The sequence below is a fragment of the Sphingobacterium sp. UBA2610 genome (assembly GCF_002339225.1).
GTDB lineage: Bacteria > Bacteroidota > Bacteroidia > Sphingobacteriales > Sphingobacteriaceae > Sphingobacterium > Sphingobacterium multivorum.
In genome coordinates, this window is sequence record NZ_DDKA01000018.1 from 63,319 (window position 1) to 81,201 (window position 17,883).

11 protein-coding genes are annotated in these 17,883 nt (G+C 40.6%); 4 read left to right on the top strand and 7 right to left on the bottom strand.

Translation table 11 applies throughout. The features are described 5' to 3' along the window. Positions 1–40 precede the first annotated feature (40 nt). The 3 genes from B4Z47_RS24730 to B4Z47_RS12655 all read left to right on the top strand — a co-directional run bounded on the left by B4Z47_RS24730 (position 41) and on the right by B4Z47_RS12655 (position 4,344). Positions 41–181, top strand: coding sequence for a S41 family peptidase (locus B4Z47_RS24730; protein WP_368072493.1), 141 nt, complete (start codon positions 41–43; stop codon positions 179–181). A gap of 352 nt (positions 182–533) precedes the next feature. Beyond that, positions 534–2,399, top strand: coding sequence for a DEAD/DEAH box helicase (locus B4Z47_RS12650; protein ID WP_070567253.1), 1,866 nt, complete (start codon positions 534–536; stop codon positions 2,397–2,399). 178 nt (positions 2,400–2,577) lie between these two features. Further along, complete coding sequence (locus B4Z47_RS12655) at positions 2,578–4,344, top strand: AMP-dependent synthetase/ligase (protein ID WP_112374231.1); 1,767 nt, start codon at positions 2,578–2,580, stop codon at positions 4,342–4,344. A 60-nt stretch (positions 4,345–4,404) separates the two neighbouring features. On the opposite strand, the gene rlmB is transcribed toward B4Z47_RS12655, so the two are convergent. Next, a complete protein-coding gene (rlmB, locus tag B4Z47_RS12660; RefSeq protein WP_046672182.1) occupies positions 4,405–5,193 on the bottom strand; it encodes a 23S rRNA (guanosine(2251)-2'-O)-methyltransferase RlmB in 789 nt (262 codons plus the stop codon). Positions 5,194–5,269: 76 nt separating this feature from the next. Next, positions 5,270–7,114 carry a DNA polymerase III subunit gamma/tau gene (locus tag B4Z47_RS12665; protein WP_070567258.1) on the bottom strand — a complete coding sequence of 615 codons (1,845 nt, stop codon included), beginning with the start codon at positions 7,112–7,114 and terminating at the stop codon, positions 5,270–5,272. A 375-nt stretch (positions 7,115–7,489) separates the two neighbouring features. Here B4Z47_RS12665 and B4Z47_RS12670 point away from each other — a divergent pair, with 375 nt between their 5' ends. Continuing rightward, positions 7,490–8,185, top strand: a complete 696-nt coding sequence (locus B4Z47_RS12670) for a hypothetical protein (RefSeq protein WP_286727387.1) — start codon at positions 7,490–7,492, stop codon at positions 8,183–8,185. Positions 8,186–8,298: 113 nt separating this feature from the next. On the opposite strand, the gene B4Z47_RS12675 is transcribed toward B4Z47_RS12670, so the two are convergent. The 5 genes from B4Z47_RS12675 to B4Z47_RS12695 all read right to left on the bottom strand — a co-directional run bounded on the left by B4Z47_RS12675 (position 8,299) and on the right by B4Z47_RS12695 (position 17,878). Continuing rightward, entirely contained in the window at positions 8,299–10,314 is a 2,016-nt protein-coding gene (locus tag B4Z47_RS12675; RefSeq protein ID WP_201639517.1) for a calcineurin-like phosphoesterase C-terminal domain-containing protein, read from the bottom strand. Between the two features lie 100 nt (positions 10,315–10,414). After that, the gene (locus tag B4Z47_RS12680) at positions 10,415–11,617 is read right to left on the bottom strand and encodes a BACON domain-containing protein (RefSeq protein WP_286727388.1); all 1,203 of its coding nucleotides are present in this window, start codon (positions 11,615–11,617) and stop codon (positions 10,415–10,417) included. 85 nt (positions 11,618–11,702) lie between these two features. Beyond that, entirely contained in the window at positions 11,703–12,596 is an 894-nt protein-coding gene (locus B4Z47_RS12685) for a DUF1735 domain-containing protein (protein ID WP_070567266.1), read from the bottom strand. Positions 12,597–12,674: 78 nt separating this feature from the next. Continuing rightward, positions 12,675–14,723, bottom strand: coding sequence for a RagB/SusD family nutrient uptake outer membrane protein (locus tag B4Z47_RS12690; RefSeq protein ID WP_070567268.1), 2,049 nt, complete (start codon positions 14,721–14,723; stop codon positions 12,675–12,677). A 23-nt stretch (positions 14,724–14,746) separates the two neighbouring features. After that, positions 14,747–17,878 (bottom strand): SusC/RagA family TonB-linked outer membrane protein, encoded by a 3,132-nt coding sequence (locus B4Z47_RS12695; RefSeq protein ID WP_286727389.1) that lies wholly within the window; start codon positions 17,876–17,878, stop codon positions 14,747–14,749. Between the last annotated feature and the right edge of the window lie 5 nt (positions 17,879–17,883).

The following is a 17,883-nucleotide window of genomic DNA, read 5'->3' on the forward strand; positions in this document are numbered from 1 at the left end:
ATAAGGTAAACGTAAAAAGATCCCCCTATTTAAAGTAATTATATGCCAATTTGATTTCGATGGAGCCTATTCGCTATTAGAAGCAATACAAAATCTTAAATCAAAACAAATAGAGGAATTGATCGTCGATTTACGTTATAATCCAGGTGATCAGGTTGCTTTTGCAGCATTTTATACCTAGTTAACAGCAGATTTAAATAGGAATATATTTTTGCACAATATCGGAGAAATAGTCAAATATATGTTTACGCCAGTGCTCCAACAATCTATCTTTGGCTTTATCGGAATTAAAGAAATCTATAATTTTATGTTGAGCATCCCTTTCAAATAAGCTAGGCTGTAAATGGTTTCACATTCAAAATAAAACTTGTTAAAGCGCGCTAAATCTAAGTAACACGACCCAATTTATTATCACTTAGTACAAAAGAATCAGATCACCTTAAAAATCAATTGTTTAAATTATTTGTTTATTCCAATATTATTCTTATCTTTGCATCGCCTTAGGCAATAGTGCCTATTGTATAAAATATTTCATGAACCCATTTTTAGAACTGGGAATCCGTGAGGAAGTTGTTAATGCCATCTCAGAATTAGGTTTCGAAAAACCTTCTGAAATTCAGGAAAAAGCCATTCCTGTTTTATTGACTGGTAACGACGATTTTGTCGGATTAGCCCAAACTGGCACAGGAAAGACCGCGGCATTTGGTCTTCCATTATTAGAGCAATTAGACTTTTCTCAAAAACACCCACAGGCATTAATTCTTTGCCCTACTCGGGAATTATGTTTACAAATCTCAAAAGATTTAGAAAAATTTGCTAAATACGTTGACAACGTACATGTTGTTGCTGTATATGGAGGTGCAAATATCTCAGACCAGCTACGTCAAATTAGACGTGGAGTGCAAATTGTAGTAGCGACCCCAGGTCGTATGTTGGATATCATCGGCAGAAATGCGATTGATTTTTCAAATGTAAAATATGTTGTATTGGATGAAGCGGATGAGATGCTCAATATGGGCTTCAAAGAAGACATCAACAACATTTTGTCAGAAACTCCTGACGAGAAAAAAACTTGGTTATTTTCGGCGACAATGCCTGCTGAGGTACGTCGTATCGCAAAGAATTATATGACCGATCCAGTTGAGCTTACTGTAGGTACAAAAAACACCGGTAATGCCAACATTGAACACCACTATTATTTGATCAAAGCAAAAGATAAATATGCTGCATTCAAACGTATTGTGGATTCAAACCCTGATATCTTTGGTATCGTATTTTGTCGTACAAAAATCGAAACACAGGATATCGCTGAAGCGTTGATTAAAGATGGTTACAACGCTGATTCACTGCATGGCGACTTGTCCCAACAACAACGTGATAAAGTTATGAAACGTTACCGTGACCGTAGTTTACAATTATTGATCGCAACAGACGTCGCCGCTCGTGGTATTGATGTAAGTGATGTAACTCACGTTATCAATTTCTCTTTACCTGATGAAACAGAAAACTATACGCACCGTTCTGGCCGTACAGCCCGTGCAGGTAAAACTGGTATTTCGCTTTCTTTGGTAAACGTAAAAGAGCTAAGCAAAATCCGTCATCTTGAAAAAATCATCGGTAAGCCTTTTGAGAAAAAACAAGTACCTCAAGGTGCTGAAGTTTGCGAAAAACAATTGTTCTCTATCGTTAAAAAGATTGAAAATGTTGAAGTAAACGATGAACAAATCAGTCCATTCTTGCCTGCAATTATGGAAAATTTGGAATCACTTTCAAAAGAAGATATCATCAAAAGATTCGCTTCTCTTGAGTTCAACCGTTTCTTGGATTATTACAAAAATGCACCTGATTTAAATATCGAAGCGCGTGATGGTGGTCGTGAAGACCGCGGTGATAGACGTGATGGTCGTTCACGTGAAGGTTCAAAAGGCTACACGCGTTTATTTATGAACTTAGGTTCAGTAGATGAATTCTCTCGTGGAGACATGTTAGGCTTTATCTGTAACAATGCGAATATTTCAGGAAAATCAATCGGTAAAATTGATTTGAAAGGTGTGTTCACATTCTTCGAAGTTCAAGATGCAGAAGTAGAAAAAGTATTCCAAGGATTCCAAGGTGTAGATTACAATGGTCGTCAAGTACGTATCGAAGTATCTGGTGAAGCTAGAGGAGAAGGTCGTAGCGACCGTGGTGGAAGAAGCCGTGGCGGAAGACGTGAAGGTGGATACCGTGGTGGAGATCGCGGTGGAAGACGTGAAGGTGGATATGGTGGCGGCGAACGCAGCGGAAGACGTGAAGGCGGATTCAGTGGTGAGCGTCGTGATCGTGGTGAGCGTAGCAGCAATGGCGGTGGCTTCCGTGATTTCTCTGGAAAACGTAAAGAATCAAAAAGCAAATACTAGTCATTAGTATTTAAAATAAGAGTTTAAAGACTCTGGTATAAAAGCACGTAGCTTGATTTACCAGAGTCTTTTCTTTTATATCCCCTTCTAAAAGTACAGGCACTAATATCTCCTGCCAATATAATAGTCTCTATAAAAAAGCTTAAATTAGCTGTATTATACGAACTGGACTTCTAACATGCCAATAGTAGCAACAAGATTATTTGATTTAGCATACCTGCAATATAATATTGCTCCGGATTTCCCGATGTTTTCTTTCAAAAAAGGTAACGAATGGGTAAAAGTAAGCAATACTTATTTTATTGAACAGGTCAACGAGACATCTAAAGGTTTGATCGCATTAGGCGTTCAGCCGGGAGAGAAAGTAGCATTAATTAGTGAGAACCGCATCGAGTGGAATATCCTTGATTTTGCTATTCAACAAATTGGAGCTGTAGTAGTCGCCATTTACCCTAATATTTCGACCTTAGATTACACATATATCTTCAATCATGCCGAAATCAGGAAGTGTATTGTCAGTTCAAAGACACTATACACAAAGATATTAACGATACAAGATGATTGTCCGCAACTAAATGCTATTTACAGTCTAGACAAAGAGGATGGTCTAAACCATTGGCATGACTTCGTCTCCAAGGGCGAGATCATTACAGATGAAACGCTAAACCAACTACGTGATGGTATAAAAACCGATACATTAGCGTCCATCATTTACACCTCTGGCACAACAGGAAATCCCAAAGGTGTTATGTTGTCTCATAAAAATTTATTGGCAGATACGTTGAGTAGTGAATATTCCTTTCCTGTCGAACGAGGTGATCGTGCCCTCTCCTTTCTTCCAGTTTGTCATGCCTATGAACGCGTATTCCAATATGTATATATGTACAAAGGTTTGACAATCTTCTTTGCTCAATCGATGGATACGATAGGTGAAGATTTTAAATCCGTTAAACCGCATATTTTTTCCGCTGTACCTCGTGTATTGGAGAAAGTTTATGAAAAGATTATGGCTACAGGAGAGCAGCTAACAGGAGTCAAGCGTAAGCTATTCTTCTGGTCCTTGAGCATCGGCGAACAATACAAACTGGAGGGACGTACATGGTGGTATGACCTTCAACTGAACATTGCCCGTAAATTAGTTTTTTCAAAATGGCGCGAAGCATTAGGTGGTGACATCAAAGGGATTGCCTCCGGGAGTGCTGCTTTACAGGAAAGATTAATCCGTCTGTATATGGCAGCAGGAATTCCAATATATGAAGGTTATGGCCTCACTGAGGCGGGACCATGTATCGCTGTAAACTGCTATAAACGAGGCATGAAAATTGGGACTGTAGGCTTACCGTTAATTCATATCGAAATAAAGCTTGCTGACGATGGAGAAATATTGACTAAAGGCGAGAATAATATGATTGGCTATTATAAAAATCCAGAGGCAACAGCAGAAGCGATCAAGGATGGCTGGCTTTATACTGGGGACATTGGTCAATGGGTAGACGGTAAATTTCTTAAAATTATAGACCGAAAGAAAGAGATGTTCAAGACTTCTGGAGGAAAATATATCGTTCCGCAGCAGATCGAATCTAAACTGGTCGAATCTTCATTTATCGAACAGGCTATGGTACTTGGAGAAGGCCGCAAATTTCCTGCGGCGTTGATTGTTCCCAACTATAATAATCTTCTAGAATGGTCAAGAAGTGCTTTTCCCGCCCTTGCCAATCTTTCTAGGCTAGATTTTCTAAATAGTCCTGAACTGAAACAGAAAATGAGATCGGAACTCAACCGTATTAATCAAAATTTTGGCAGCTGGGAACAGATCAAGAAGTTCATCATAGTCCCAGACGAAATGACCGTTGAAACCGGTGAATTGACACCGACTTTAAAAATGAAAAGAAAAGTTATCTTGCAAAAATACGAACAAGAGATTGAAGATATTTATCAAAACTAGTCTACAAAAAAGCCTTTGTCAAAAACAAAGGCTTTTTTGTAATCAACTAAATTATATTCTTTATTTTTTAACAATCCGTTGACGAATCGCTTCATAGATCACTACTGCGGCCGACACAGATACATTTAACGAACCTATTTCACCGTACATTGGTATCTTGGCCAGGTGGTCGGCAATACGGATTAGGTCATTGGAAACACCAACGTCCTCTGCACCCATAATCACACAGGTTGGAGCTGTATAATCCACATCATAAATGCTCGAGGTTGTTTTTTCTGTACTGGCAACTAATTGCACACCTGAATCAATCAAAAATTTACCAACTTTGGACAAGCTATCATGGCGACAGACAGGGATTTTATAGAGTGCTCCAGCAGATGTTTTAATGGCATCGGGGTTAACCTCAGCTGAGCCCTTTTTAGGGACAATGATGGCATGTACTCCAGAACATTCCGCTGTACGTGCAATAGCACCCAAATTGCGCACATCTGTCACTCCATCCAACATCAGAAGTAAAGGAGTTTCACCTTTTTCATAAATCTGAGGGAGAAGTTCTTCTATATCATGATAGGTAATTGGAGAAATAACCGCAATTACACCTTGATGATTTTTACGTGTTATGCGGTTTAATTTTTCAATTGGCACCTGTTGAGAAGCGATATTATGTTCCTTTAACAAGGCTTTCAATTCTAGAATCAAACTGCCGCTCAAACCGCGTTGTATAAATAATGACTCGATCTCTTTACCACTATCGATTGCTTCGATGACAGCACGAATACCAAATACCATCTGATTCACTTCACGTCTTTCCCCGTGGTCGCGATCACGTCTCTGAAAATTTCCTTGCATAATAAAACTAAATATTTCCCTCTTCATGGAAGAGTTTGCAAATGTACAAAAATAAAAAACAACTAGCGTGCTTGAATTAGCTTAGTCCCAAGTTAAACTCCTTCCGCAAAGTATCTAAAAGCGGGTTTTTGTTGACCATCGCTTGATACTTCTCCTGGGAAGTATAGGGCTTGCGTGAAATCGTATGTTCCATCATCACCCCCTGCAGATCCAACGAAAAATTCTGGAGTTTCACACGTAGGTAGTTCAACACATCAACCTTTGCACTTTGCAATACATCCATCTGAACACCATTTTCGACATCAATTTCAATCAATACCCCATTTAACCGCGGTTGCATAGCCGTCATCATGGTATACAAGTTAATCTTGTTTTCCGCTTTCAGCTGTTCAGCATAACTATTCCAAACAGCAATAAATTGACCGAATGAAACATCACGTTGTTCGCTTCCACGTATTAATTCTGGCTCATCACCTTCTTTGGCAACCGCATTGTTATCGTATATGGTATTCAAATCCGGCAAAGACGGAATAATTGCTGCAGTAGATGCTCCCCACCCGCCTTTTTTTACTTTAGGAGGCACGTTGGAAATAGGATCTTTTTTCACCTCTTCCTTAGTCTCGGAAGCCTGATAATTTACGGGGTTAGCTTGCGAACGCGGTGTCACAGGGTTTTCAACGACAGGAGCATTCGCTGGAGAAGTCGCTTGCGGAGTAGGGACTACCGAGGTTTGTTGCGCTTGTCCAACTACTGGCTCAGGAAGTTTTTTTTTTACGCCCTCGGTTGCCGAAGGAATCTGTACGGATCCAAGCTGGCTCAATTTAATCGCACTTGCGATATGACATGTCTTGAGGAGTGAAAGTTCAACTTGCAGGCGTTGATTTTTACTTGTCTTATAGTTGATCTCACATTGATTGGAAATATTCAATGCAGATAACAAAAATCCTGGAGAAGCTTTTTGGGACTGCTGCAGATACTTTTGACGAATACTATCACTGACTTCCAATAATTTTAGCGTAGCCGGCTCTTTAGCAACCAGCAAATTTCTAAAATGTGCAGACAGACCGGCTATGAAATGACTGCCATCAAACCCGTGATTTAAAATCTCATTGAAAATCAATAAAGTTTGTGCTGCATCCTCAGTTAAAATAGCATCCGTTAGCTTAAAATAATAATCGTAATCCAAGATATTCAAATTATCGATTACCGCTTGATAGGTGACATTTTTATTGGAAAAACTGACGATCTGATCGAACATCGACAAGGCATCCCGAAGGCCACCATCGGCCTTTTGGGCAATGATATGTAATCCGTCCTGATCATAAGCAATACCTTCCCTGTCAGCGATACGGGCCAAATGACTGGCCATATCTTCCACTTTGATCCGGTTAAAATCAAAAATCTGACAGCGCGAAAGAATCGTTGGTAAAATCTTATGTTTTTCAGTAGTCGCCAGGATAAAGATAGCATAGGAAGGAGGTTCCTCCAATGTCTTCAAAAAAGCATTGAAAGCCGCTTGAGAAAGCATATGCACCTCATCTATGATATAGATTTTATATTTTCCAGCCTGTGGTGGTATGCGTACTTGATCAATCAGGTTGCGGATATCATCTACGGAATTATTGGATGCGGCATCCAGTTCATGAATACTGAAAGAATTTCCATTTTGGAAAGACTTACAGCTAGCACATGCACCACAAGGTTCAGTGCCTGCTAAGATATTTTCACAATTTATTGTTTTAGCTAAAATACGCGCACAGGTAGTTTTCCCCACACCGCGGGGACCACAAAATAAAAATGCCTGCGCCAACTGATTGTTGTGTATCGCATTCTTTAAGGTACCAGTAATGTGTTGCTGACCTACAACCGAATCAAAGGTAATCGGGCGGTATTTACGTGCAGAAACAATAAAATTATCCATTGCACGAAGATACGAATTTTAATATTATTTTTCTACGTAACATTAATTTGTAGCGGTAGTGGAGTGCGACAATTTCGCGGTATTATCTCATTTTCTGGCATAAAAAAAGACATCCCTGTACAAAGTAATTATGGACAACCCTTGCCTACCTGCACATTGTATCAAAACAAGTCGTATAGAGATGGTTAGCAATAATACTACACTAAAGTGTTTTAGACTAAGTCATTTTTAAATGTTAATTTCGCCGAACTAAAGACTATTCGAAAACAACTTTATTAATTATTGATAATAAAAAGCAATATATCCCTGCATTAGAATACCTTTGACTGTAGCAGATAGTTAATAGCTTTCGTTAATCTTACAAAAACCAAATTTATGAAGCACTTAACACACCTATTTTACTTTTTGTTATTTAGTACATTTTTATTTGTAGGCTGTAAAAAAGAAGACGACTATGGAGAACTCACTAGCCTAGCAGACGATAAAATCCAACAAGCTGTTAAACTAACTGAAAATCTTTCCTGCAATGACCTAAAGGAATGTCGTATTGACACGCTTTATTACACCTATGTCCCCGTACATCCGAGCTTTGAGCAAGCTTATAATAAATTAATTGCCGAAGCTGCAGACCTTAAAGAAACGGCACAGAAAGTATATAAAGGGCCTATTGTTTACAATACCAGTCCAGCTGAAAATTATCTTCCGCCTCATTTTGGAATACGCTGCATTGCAGGCAAAGTCAAAGTCGCCAGCGCTAGGGATCTGGAGCTGCCTGAAATTAACCAGCGGCTGGATGAACTGTTACCTAAAATGACCACATTTTTCAATGACATTCCCTGTACCGACCCAAGTAAATGGCATAACGCCCCCTTTCGTAAAGACTGTGAATTTATCTCTATATTGTATACTGACAAAGAAAACTTTGCTGAGTTTGGCAATATGGCAGAACAGTATAATCATTTGGATCATGCAAAAAGAGTGCTGGACAAAAGCTTGAACTGTCCAGACAAAAATGACAAACCAGCCAAAGGGGTGGTTTTTGAAAATGGCAAGCCTAAGATTACCTATTAATAGACCCTGTACCATCAAATCTTATATTCGATAATACAGATCATTCTTTATAGGAATAACTTGATTTAGATAAAGCTCAGTCTTCAGGTGACGGAGCTTTATCTAGCTCTCTACTACTTCATCAGGTATCCAAAAGCTTTGGGTCTAACCATAGTTTCTTGATAAACCTTACCAAAACGATCAGTTACTTTAATTAACAAGGTGCTGGTGGGAGAAGAGGCCTTCACTTTAAACATATGCGCTGTCAGGGTGCTGACAAAGTCCTCGGTGGGGGTAGCATTTCGATTAAGCCGCTGTGCTGAATAGGAAACAATATGCAATGGATCTCGCATACGGACACGGGAGACTGTCAACGGTTGACCATTTTCACTCACTTCGACTTTCCAATTTTTATCGTAGTTCCAAACATTGATCAGTACCTCATTGTTGTTATTGGGATTCGCATATTCCGCCGCATAACTCTGCCATTTCAGATCACTTGTAGGCTTAAAATTTGGGGCATATTTATCTTTGGTAAGATGCACCTGATTAAGATCATAAGCCCTAAATTGATAATCAGCATGCTCACCAATACTCTTATACCCCCACTTTAAATCTCTTCCGTCTATCGCCCATATTCCATAGCCTCCTGGGGCCCCATCCTTACAAATATGATTGCCTGCATATCCCGCGTTACCGGTCCACCACCAGGTCGCACAGATGGCAGCTGTATTATGCTCCATGATATGCGGCGTAGCAGCTGTTTCTACGTTATAATTGATATGCGTATGTCCCGTGAGCACATGCACGGTGTTAAATCCATTCAAGGTATTCACAAAATCCTGCGCATTGCTTATCCGATATCCTGTGGTTTCGGCACCGCTCGTATTGAGAATTGGATTGGTATGTAAATGTGCATGCATAGCGATCACAATCGGCGTATCCTTATCCGTAATGGTTGCTAGATCTTTTTTGAGCCATTCAATCTGATCGGCGACAATTTTTGTATTATAGTTCCTTGCATCACCGGCATTAATATATTCAATATTATCTAAAACAATGTAATGTACCTTACCGATATTGAATGAATAATAAGTCGGCCCCAATACATCACGGAACTTATCTTCAGCCCCCCAATCTTCATAAAACTTTGGATCGTTATCATGATTGCCCATGGTATTAAATACCATCGCGTTGATCTTATTCATTTCAACAATATACTGCGGCAGTGCATAATTATTGGTATACCAGTACCCATCCCAAGTCATATCTCCCAATGTCAGCGCATACACTTTATTGCCCGCATTTTTATAGTTTTGTATTGATTGATTAACATCGGGCAGGAATCCTTTCTGAAACTGATTCAGGTCATCCGTACGTTTAGCCAAGTGCATATCCCCCAACACCATGACCACATGTTTTTCATTATTTACAGCCTTAAGCTCAAAATCTTTAATCTCAACAATATTAGCCGGCTGCGAAAGGCGTTGAAAGAATTGAGGCGCATTGACGTTTGAATCAACTTCGTAGTTTCCCGGTATGGAGATAAACACATATTTTCCTTTTTTGGAAGAAGGTAAATAATATATACCAGCTGCATCCGTCATTGTCACTTCAAAGCCGTCTGATACCACAACATTGGCAACACCTACACCATTAGCGTAAACAACACCCTTTACAGTCATTCCTGTTTTGTCGGGGATATTCGCATTAAAAAATAAATTGACAATGGTTGATCCCAACAAAAATGACTGGGCTCCGCGTTTTACGGATATCCGATAACTATCCGATGGCAAGTCCGTTGGGAAAACAAAAACAATATGATCTGCAGAAGCAGATTTGCTTGCGACGGTAAATTTCCCCATTACACCGGGTTTATTCAGTGATTCAAAATATAGCTGATCTCCCGTCTTGAATCCCATTCCTTGTATTGTATATTCGCCCCCCTTGGAAGATTCTATCCGGGCGGACAATAGCACACCGGTTATCCGTAATGTATTATCTTCATTCTCCGGTTCGGGTTCACCGGGCTTATTTTCGGGAATAGCTGAAGCTTTGGTGCAGCTGTATAAGTTTAATGTTAGGCCAAGTCCGGTTACCAATGTAGTTCGAATAAAGACCCGTCGGTTATATTGTTCTTTTTTTTTCATAAAAAATAGGTGATTAAAGGCTATTAACAATTACTTAGCAGGGGGCACAAAATAGCCCATGCAATTTTTCTGAAGAGAAAGTATGCATGGGCCAGGTTTATTATTTAACGACGGTAACAACGATATCGTCGACAAAGATACGGTTAACAGTAGCTGGCCAATTACCAGCACGCTGATCAAAAGCGCCACCCAATAACCAAATTTGAGTCTCCGCAGTAGCTCCCGTAACAACAAAAGAATAGGTCGCCTCTGGAGCTTGCCATGCAGCCCTGCACGATTCTAGATTCGAATTAGGAGTTGCAACGTTCATCACATTAAATTGGCTCACGCTGACCGTTCCCGGTCCTTTGACACCAACGTTGAGTAGATAATGATCACCAGTGGCATATCGTACAGCTTTGAAGGTAACCAATAGATTTTTTGTACGCTGTACATTGGCCAGCTTCGGCGAAATTAGATCGCCGCCGTAGTTCGTACGCCCTAATTTAATAAAGCCTGGTCGCGCATAAATCGATGCATAATTACCGCCACCTTCTGTCGTATTGATCGTACTGGTCCAGCCTTTGGCCAACTCTTCCGTGCTCCATAAAGCAATCCTGGTTTCGCCTGAAGTCGCATTAAAGATCTCGCTTCCATAGGTCAGCCAGTTAAAGTCCTCCTGAAGAACGACATCGCCCTCTACTTGCAATTTTTGGCCTTTCTGATATACCGTTAGCGGAGATGCCTGTTGCACATCGTCTAAAAATAACAATAGATTTGCTGTACGCTCAATGTCGGTATTTTTATTTACAGTGATTGTTATCGGGGTATCGCCCTCACCTTCCATAGGGGAAACCTTAACCCAGTCAGACTCGTCCTCCACCGCAACTTTCCACTTACCTGTAGAACGGAGAATATATTGTCCATTACTTCCCTCTTCCAGAACTTCCAAACGGTTGGATATGCCATCTATTTTTAAATAGGGATCTTTCACCTGTCCTTGATCTGTGGTTCCTGCCTGTTCTACCTTCAGCACGTTATTTTGTAACTTTCCATCTAAAGTAAAAAACAAAGTCAGTTCACGCGCTTCGGGATCGGTATTTTTGTGGACGGTAACGGTAAATGTTCCATTTCCATTCCCCTCCATTGGATCGATTTTAAGCCAGTTTTCTTTTCGGAGGGGCTCAACCTTCCATTTGCCTGTCGCCTGAACAGTGTAGGTTTCAGATAAACCATCAGCCGCAGCGGTCAATTTTGATGGGTTATCTTTTAGTGCAAAAGCACCATCTACCGCAAGATCGTCTTTACAGGATGTTAGTATCATTATCAAACTAAGACAAAAGACAACTATTGATTTTGGAAACGTATCCAATTTATAATAATTAATCGTATTCATGAATTCCATAATTTTATTTAACCTGCATTTCAACACGTTCCTTCATAATTGTCGTCACATTGCCTATCGTATATTGATATGACAATAAAAACACGTTTGTGCGCATACCAAATGCTTCTTCCACTTTGAATTTATTCGGATACATTGGGTCATTGTCCAATTGTACGACCTGAATATCTTTGTAGGGCTTTATCTTTACGTTATTAAAATCATCTATCTCCAACGTAAGACAGTTTTTCGTAATATTAGGTACTTTAGATATAAAGGTTTCATTTCCGGCGACCATCCGCACGCTATTGCTGGTTAATGGAAATAGCTGTTTATTCGCCGCTGTAGACAAACCATTGGCAAACCCCACCATTGAATACATGGTATTTTTGGCCTGTGATGCATATTCATTCTCTATGATGACCTGATACAATATGGTGCTTTTCTTAGGATTGATTTCAACACCGGATGAACCTGTTGCTTTCAGCCCAATAAAATAGGTAGAGTCCGGAGATAATCCATCTGGTCGCAATTTAACCATGGTACGGCCTGTTAGCTCGCCTGCTTTGATCACAATCCTTTTGTCCATGATGTCATACTTCTCTTTAGGAAGTAATTTGGCATACAGATCTTCCGAATTATCGTAAACAGCAAAATTGTATTTTACTAAAGGTTCTGAATCCTCTTCCAGTGCAATAACAAGATCTTTATCAGGCGCATGGGTACCTCCTGAAGATGCCGCTACATAGCCAATTACCTCTTCTCCCGTCAAGCGAACCACTTCTTTAAACGTATTGTGATAATCAGAACTTATTAATGCTACCTCATTTTTATACATTTCCTTTTCGAATACTTCATTGTCCTTACAGGCAACTAAAGCCATCGAAGCTGTCAGTATAGCGATAAAACTTCGTTTCATAATTTAATATTTTAATGTCTTCCACAAACCAAAACGGTTATGGAAGACGGTTATATTTTCCTTTTTTAATGCTTAATCCTAATTATAGCCCGGATTCTGATCCAATGATGGTAATCTGCGCATTTCGGCACGAGGTATAGGCACCCAAATTAATTTTTTGTCTACCTGACGTGTCAAGAATGACGATGTACCTGGTGAAATTCGCTTGTAGAAAGATTCCCGGTCCGCACCATCGGGGTTCATACCACGAATTGGTTCGCGTTCAGTCTCTTCGTATTTACCCCAGCGGCGTACGTCGTAAAAGCGTCTGTTTTCCCATAGAAACTCCACCATACGCTCACGTTCTATTTGCTTCTGTACCTCTGCCTTGTTGGCAAGCTGCGCAGCAGACAATCCTGGTAAACCCGCACGGTATCGAACAGCATTAAAAGAACCTTTTATTTCACTTTCATCCCGGCTCACGGTATAGGTTTTATCACCAAGCTGTACCGTATGGCTTCCAGTAAGGTTATTTAGTGCTTCAGCGTAGGATAACAATATTTCTGCATAACGTATAATAGGATATGCTTTGGGCATCATTCTGGCCCCCGTGCCACTGATTGCATCAAATGGATTTACCCATTTCTTAATAACATAACCAGTTAATGGATAGTTAGGCGACGATGCCGAGACACCACCTCGACCATCAGGTTCCTGATAAAAATATTTAGCCGTATGTGTATTCAACGTTGTACTCGACAAAGCCTGCCACACAGCACCGTTGAAACCTATCGATGCATAAAAACGCATTTCACGGTTTGCATACATCTTAAATATCCCCGCATTCAGTGGGTAACCTGAAAATTTACGCGGTTGAGCCGTAAATAAATCGCCAAAGGTTCCACCGGCAGGAAGATCAGCCACCGCCTCAAAATACGTATCGCCACGTGCTTCTTCTTTGGTACGTCCGTCATCCATCAGATAAGCATCTACAACTTTTTGTGTCACCGAGAAACGTCCCCATCCTCCTAAAGTTGGCGGAAATGCCCCCTGATTCAAATCCGTTCTAAAATATTCTGTATTACGCCCCCAAATGTATTCGGGATTGATTGAAGCGACAGCCTCACCGGTAAAGACGTCAGAATATGATCTAAATGCATCAATATCAGCCGCCCCATTCGGAAAGCTTCCATAGAAGTTGGGATCGGACGTTACGCCAGCTGGAAGTGTAGGCGTTCTTTCGTCCGCAGGCACTGTATATAATTTATACCGGCCCATATCCATAACACGCTTAGCAGCGGCAGCGGCTACTGCCCAACGTTTTTCATCGTATTGTTGTGATACATAATGTGTGCCATCGGTCTTGCGAATCCAGCTACCAAAATAGGATGCGGCAACAGGTCCGCCATTAAACAATGGACTGGCATGGATCAAGCGCAAACGGGCGATCAATGCAAATGCGGCACCTTTTGTCGGTTTGCCGAAATCCAATAGACTAACATCAACAGGAAGTTGTACAGCAGCCTTTTCAAATTCACCACAGATGTATTCCATAGCCTCATCATACGTCGCCCGGGGCCGGTCATAATACGCAATATCCTCATTGGTATTCACAACTTCATCTCCCAACAAGATTGGTGGGCCAAAATCTATAATGAGGTTATAGTATGCGTAAGCTCTAATAAAACGTGTATATCCTTCGATACGGTTACGATCTGCGTAGCTCATGTCCTTTGGCACATCAATGTTTTTCAATACATTGTTCGCCTTGCGGATAATTTTATAATATTTTCCCCATTGGTTAAGTCCACCATAAAAATCAGGCGTAATATTTCCGGTGACAAAATCCATCCCGTAGTAAATATTGGTTGTCCCAGTACCTGTAAGGCCATTTATAGCTTCATCTGTCGCCATTGGCCCTGGTGTATAGTTGGATCTGATCGTATTGGATTCGTCAGGGAACATTGCTGCCGCCCCCCACATATACGCTTCTAAGTAACGTGTATTTGCATATGCCGAATCAATATTAAATTCATCGTCAAAGTACTGATCAATATTTAGATAGTCCTTACAAGATGTCACCATAAACAACACTAGTATCGCTAAGCTGGATTTGGCAATTCTATTCATGATTATTGACGTTTTCATGTCTTTCGATTATTTCTATGGTATTAAAAATTAATATAAGCCTGTAACGAATAAGTCGTCGGAATTGGGTATTTACGTCCACCCCAAGCCGCCTGTTCGGGGTCAAAAATCTTAACGTTATCCCAGATATATAGGTTGTTTCCAACAAACTGAAGATCCATGGATTTGACACCTAATCGCTTTAAGAAATTCGGGCTTACATTATAGCTCAACGTAAGTTCTTGCAATCGCAAATAGCGGGCATCATCCATCCAAAAGGAGGATAACTGACTGTTGTTCCTGTTATTACCATATTGCAAACGCGGGAATTTGGCATTTGGATTTTCGGCTAAGGATAAATCAATACCATGCTGTAGCGCATAATCTCTCGGGATCCAACGATTGGCAGGATCATTAGCCATGGTAATGACGTTACCATCTGTACCGCCGAAGAAGGGCATATAGCCCATACCCGTATTTTCAGTAACACCTTTATATTTCATCGGCTGCCCAACATAGAAGAAGGAAGTCTTACCTGTTCCTTTGAAAAGGACACCTAATGATAGATTTTTGTAACGGAACTCTCCCCCGAATCCATACATGATTAATGGATAGTTACTATGGGTCAATGGTACTTTATCAAGGGTATTAATGATACCATCACCATTCACATCCTTGTATTTAATATCACCGGGTAATACCGTTCCAAAGCTTTGTGTCGGACTGTATTTAATGTCATCTTCGTCTTTAAATAAGCCTAATGCTTGATAACCACGAATGGAATTATGAGGATAACCATTATACTCTAGGTAAGAATACTCTAGGTAAGCCTGTTCCCAGTTTTGCACAACATTTTTTGAATAAGTGAAGTTACCCCGCAAAGTAAGGGTCATATCACTATTCAACTTGGTGGTGTAGCTAATATTACCATCAGCACCCGAGCTCTTCATACGCCCCACATTGGCATACGGATTAGAAATTACGCCCACATAATCCGGCACTTGCACCCGCGGTTGAAAAATACCGTTCCGTTGATCTTGGAAAAAGTCTATAACAAAATCAATTTTATTATTAAAGAGCTTTCCTTCAATACCCAAATTGGATTTAATAGCTCTTTCCCACGCTAGATTGTCTGCACCGATACGGGTTTCGGTAATCGTTTCTATCCCATCAATTCCCCAGACCTTATTCCGATCTATATCCGCCTTAGTGAGGTAGGGGAAACGTACGTCATCTACAATTCTATCGTTACCTACAGTACCATAAGACGCCCTGATTTTGAAGTAATCTAACCAAGGAGCTACATTCTTCATAAATTGGTAACTTGTAGGTACCCATCCTATCGCTACCGAAGGAAAAAAACCATACTGGCGACCAGGTTGAAAATTCTCGGAACCGGTATAACCGAAATTGGCATCCAATAGGTAAGTATCCTTATAACCATAGGTAAATCTACTGGAAACACCTTGATAACGAACAGGTATCGCCGTCAAATTATTGGTTGCATCATCCGTATTTTTGGCATCGCTCAGGTAATAATAAACTAAAGCTGAAGTACGATGATCTTCTCCAAATTTTTTATCATAATTAAGTGTAGACTCAAAATGATACTTTCGATATTGGCTTACGAATTTTGAATAGGACGCGGGCCTTTCCTGTACCTTTTGAACCATGATCAATGACCCATCCAAATTACGGCCTGTTGCTTCATACAATGCAGGCTGCATCCACCTACGTTCAGAAAAATAGCTCTGGATATCATAAGCACCTTGACCACGGATTTTCAGCCCTTCAAGCACACTGCTCAAGTCCTGATCCAATGCCAGTGTTACCTTACCTTTATAGTTTTGATTATTATAGTTACCTGTACGGTTGATCATCACATAAGGTGATGAACGCTGCCCTGATCCAACCCCGGGTAATAAGCCATTAGAGTACTTAAGCGGGATGGAAATGGGCGTAAGTGTCGATTGTGTTTTCCAGATATCATCCGTATTACCATAACCAGGTTCTTTTTTAACAGATAGAAAGCCATCTGAACCCAAAAATACCTTCGTTGTTTTGGTTAAGTTAATATCAAGATTAACACGGTAATTGTAAGTATTGTAGCCAACATTAGAACTGTAAATACTATTCTTATCGACTTTGTACGCTGCTGTTTCGCTATTACCGCCCAAACTCAGGAAGTATCGTGCTACCTCAGAACCGCCGCGCCCAGAGGCATAATAGCTCTGACGCCAAAAGCTTCGGTTTAGAATCTCATCCTGCCAACTGACATCTGGATACATATCTGGATCTAGATGTTGTTGTATAATACGTAATTCTGTATCATTAAACAAGGGCTCGCTCCCCCGCACTACGGAAGCTTCATTAGCCAATAGGGCATAATCATAAGCACGTAGGTATTTCGGTAGGCGATTAAGTCGTGATAACGTAGAGTTTGCTCGCCCTGTAATCTGGATACGGTCTACGGTACCGCGTTTAGTGGTTACCAATACAACGCCATTTGCACCCCGCACACCATATACCGCTGTTGCCGAAGCATCTTTCAGAATGGAGAAACTCTCTACATCAGCGGGATCGATCGTATTTAAATCACCTTCAAGTCCATCAATAAGCACTAAGGCTTTCGCATTGGCACCAAATGTACCAATACCACGCACCCAAAAATCTGCAATATTTGCTCCAGGCTCACCCGAGGTCTGCATCGAAATAATACCAGCGGCGCGGCCCCCTAACATATTCGCGATAGAAGGTGCGGGACTTTGTAACTGTTTTACATCTACTGTTGTAATGGCACCTACAGAACTAATTTTTCGCTGTTTGGCTCCCAGACCGACAACCACAACCTCGTCGATATTGGTGCTCTTGTCCAGCATCTTTAATTCAAGATTACTGGTGGATTCTACCACCAAATGCTCGGCAACGTCATAGCCCACACTGGTAAATACCAACCAGTCTCCATACACAGCTTTAATAGTAAACTTTCCCTTATCATCTGTAGAAGTTGCTCCTTTCGGTTTATCCTTGACATAGATTGATACTTTAGATATAGGTTGCCCCTTGCTATCAACGACAGTTCCGGCAATCGTTAACTGTTCTTCTGTTTGTTGTGCAAGCGCAGGTGATAGCCAGAGGCACAGCGGCAGCATGCACAAAAAATAAAAAATCTTCATAATAT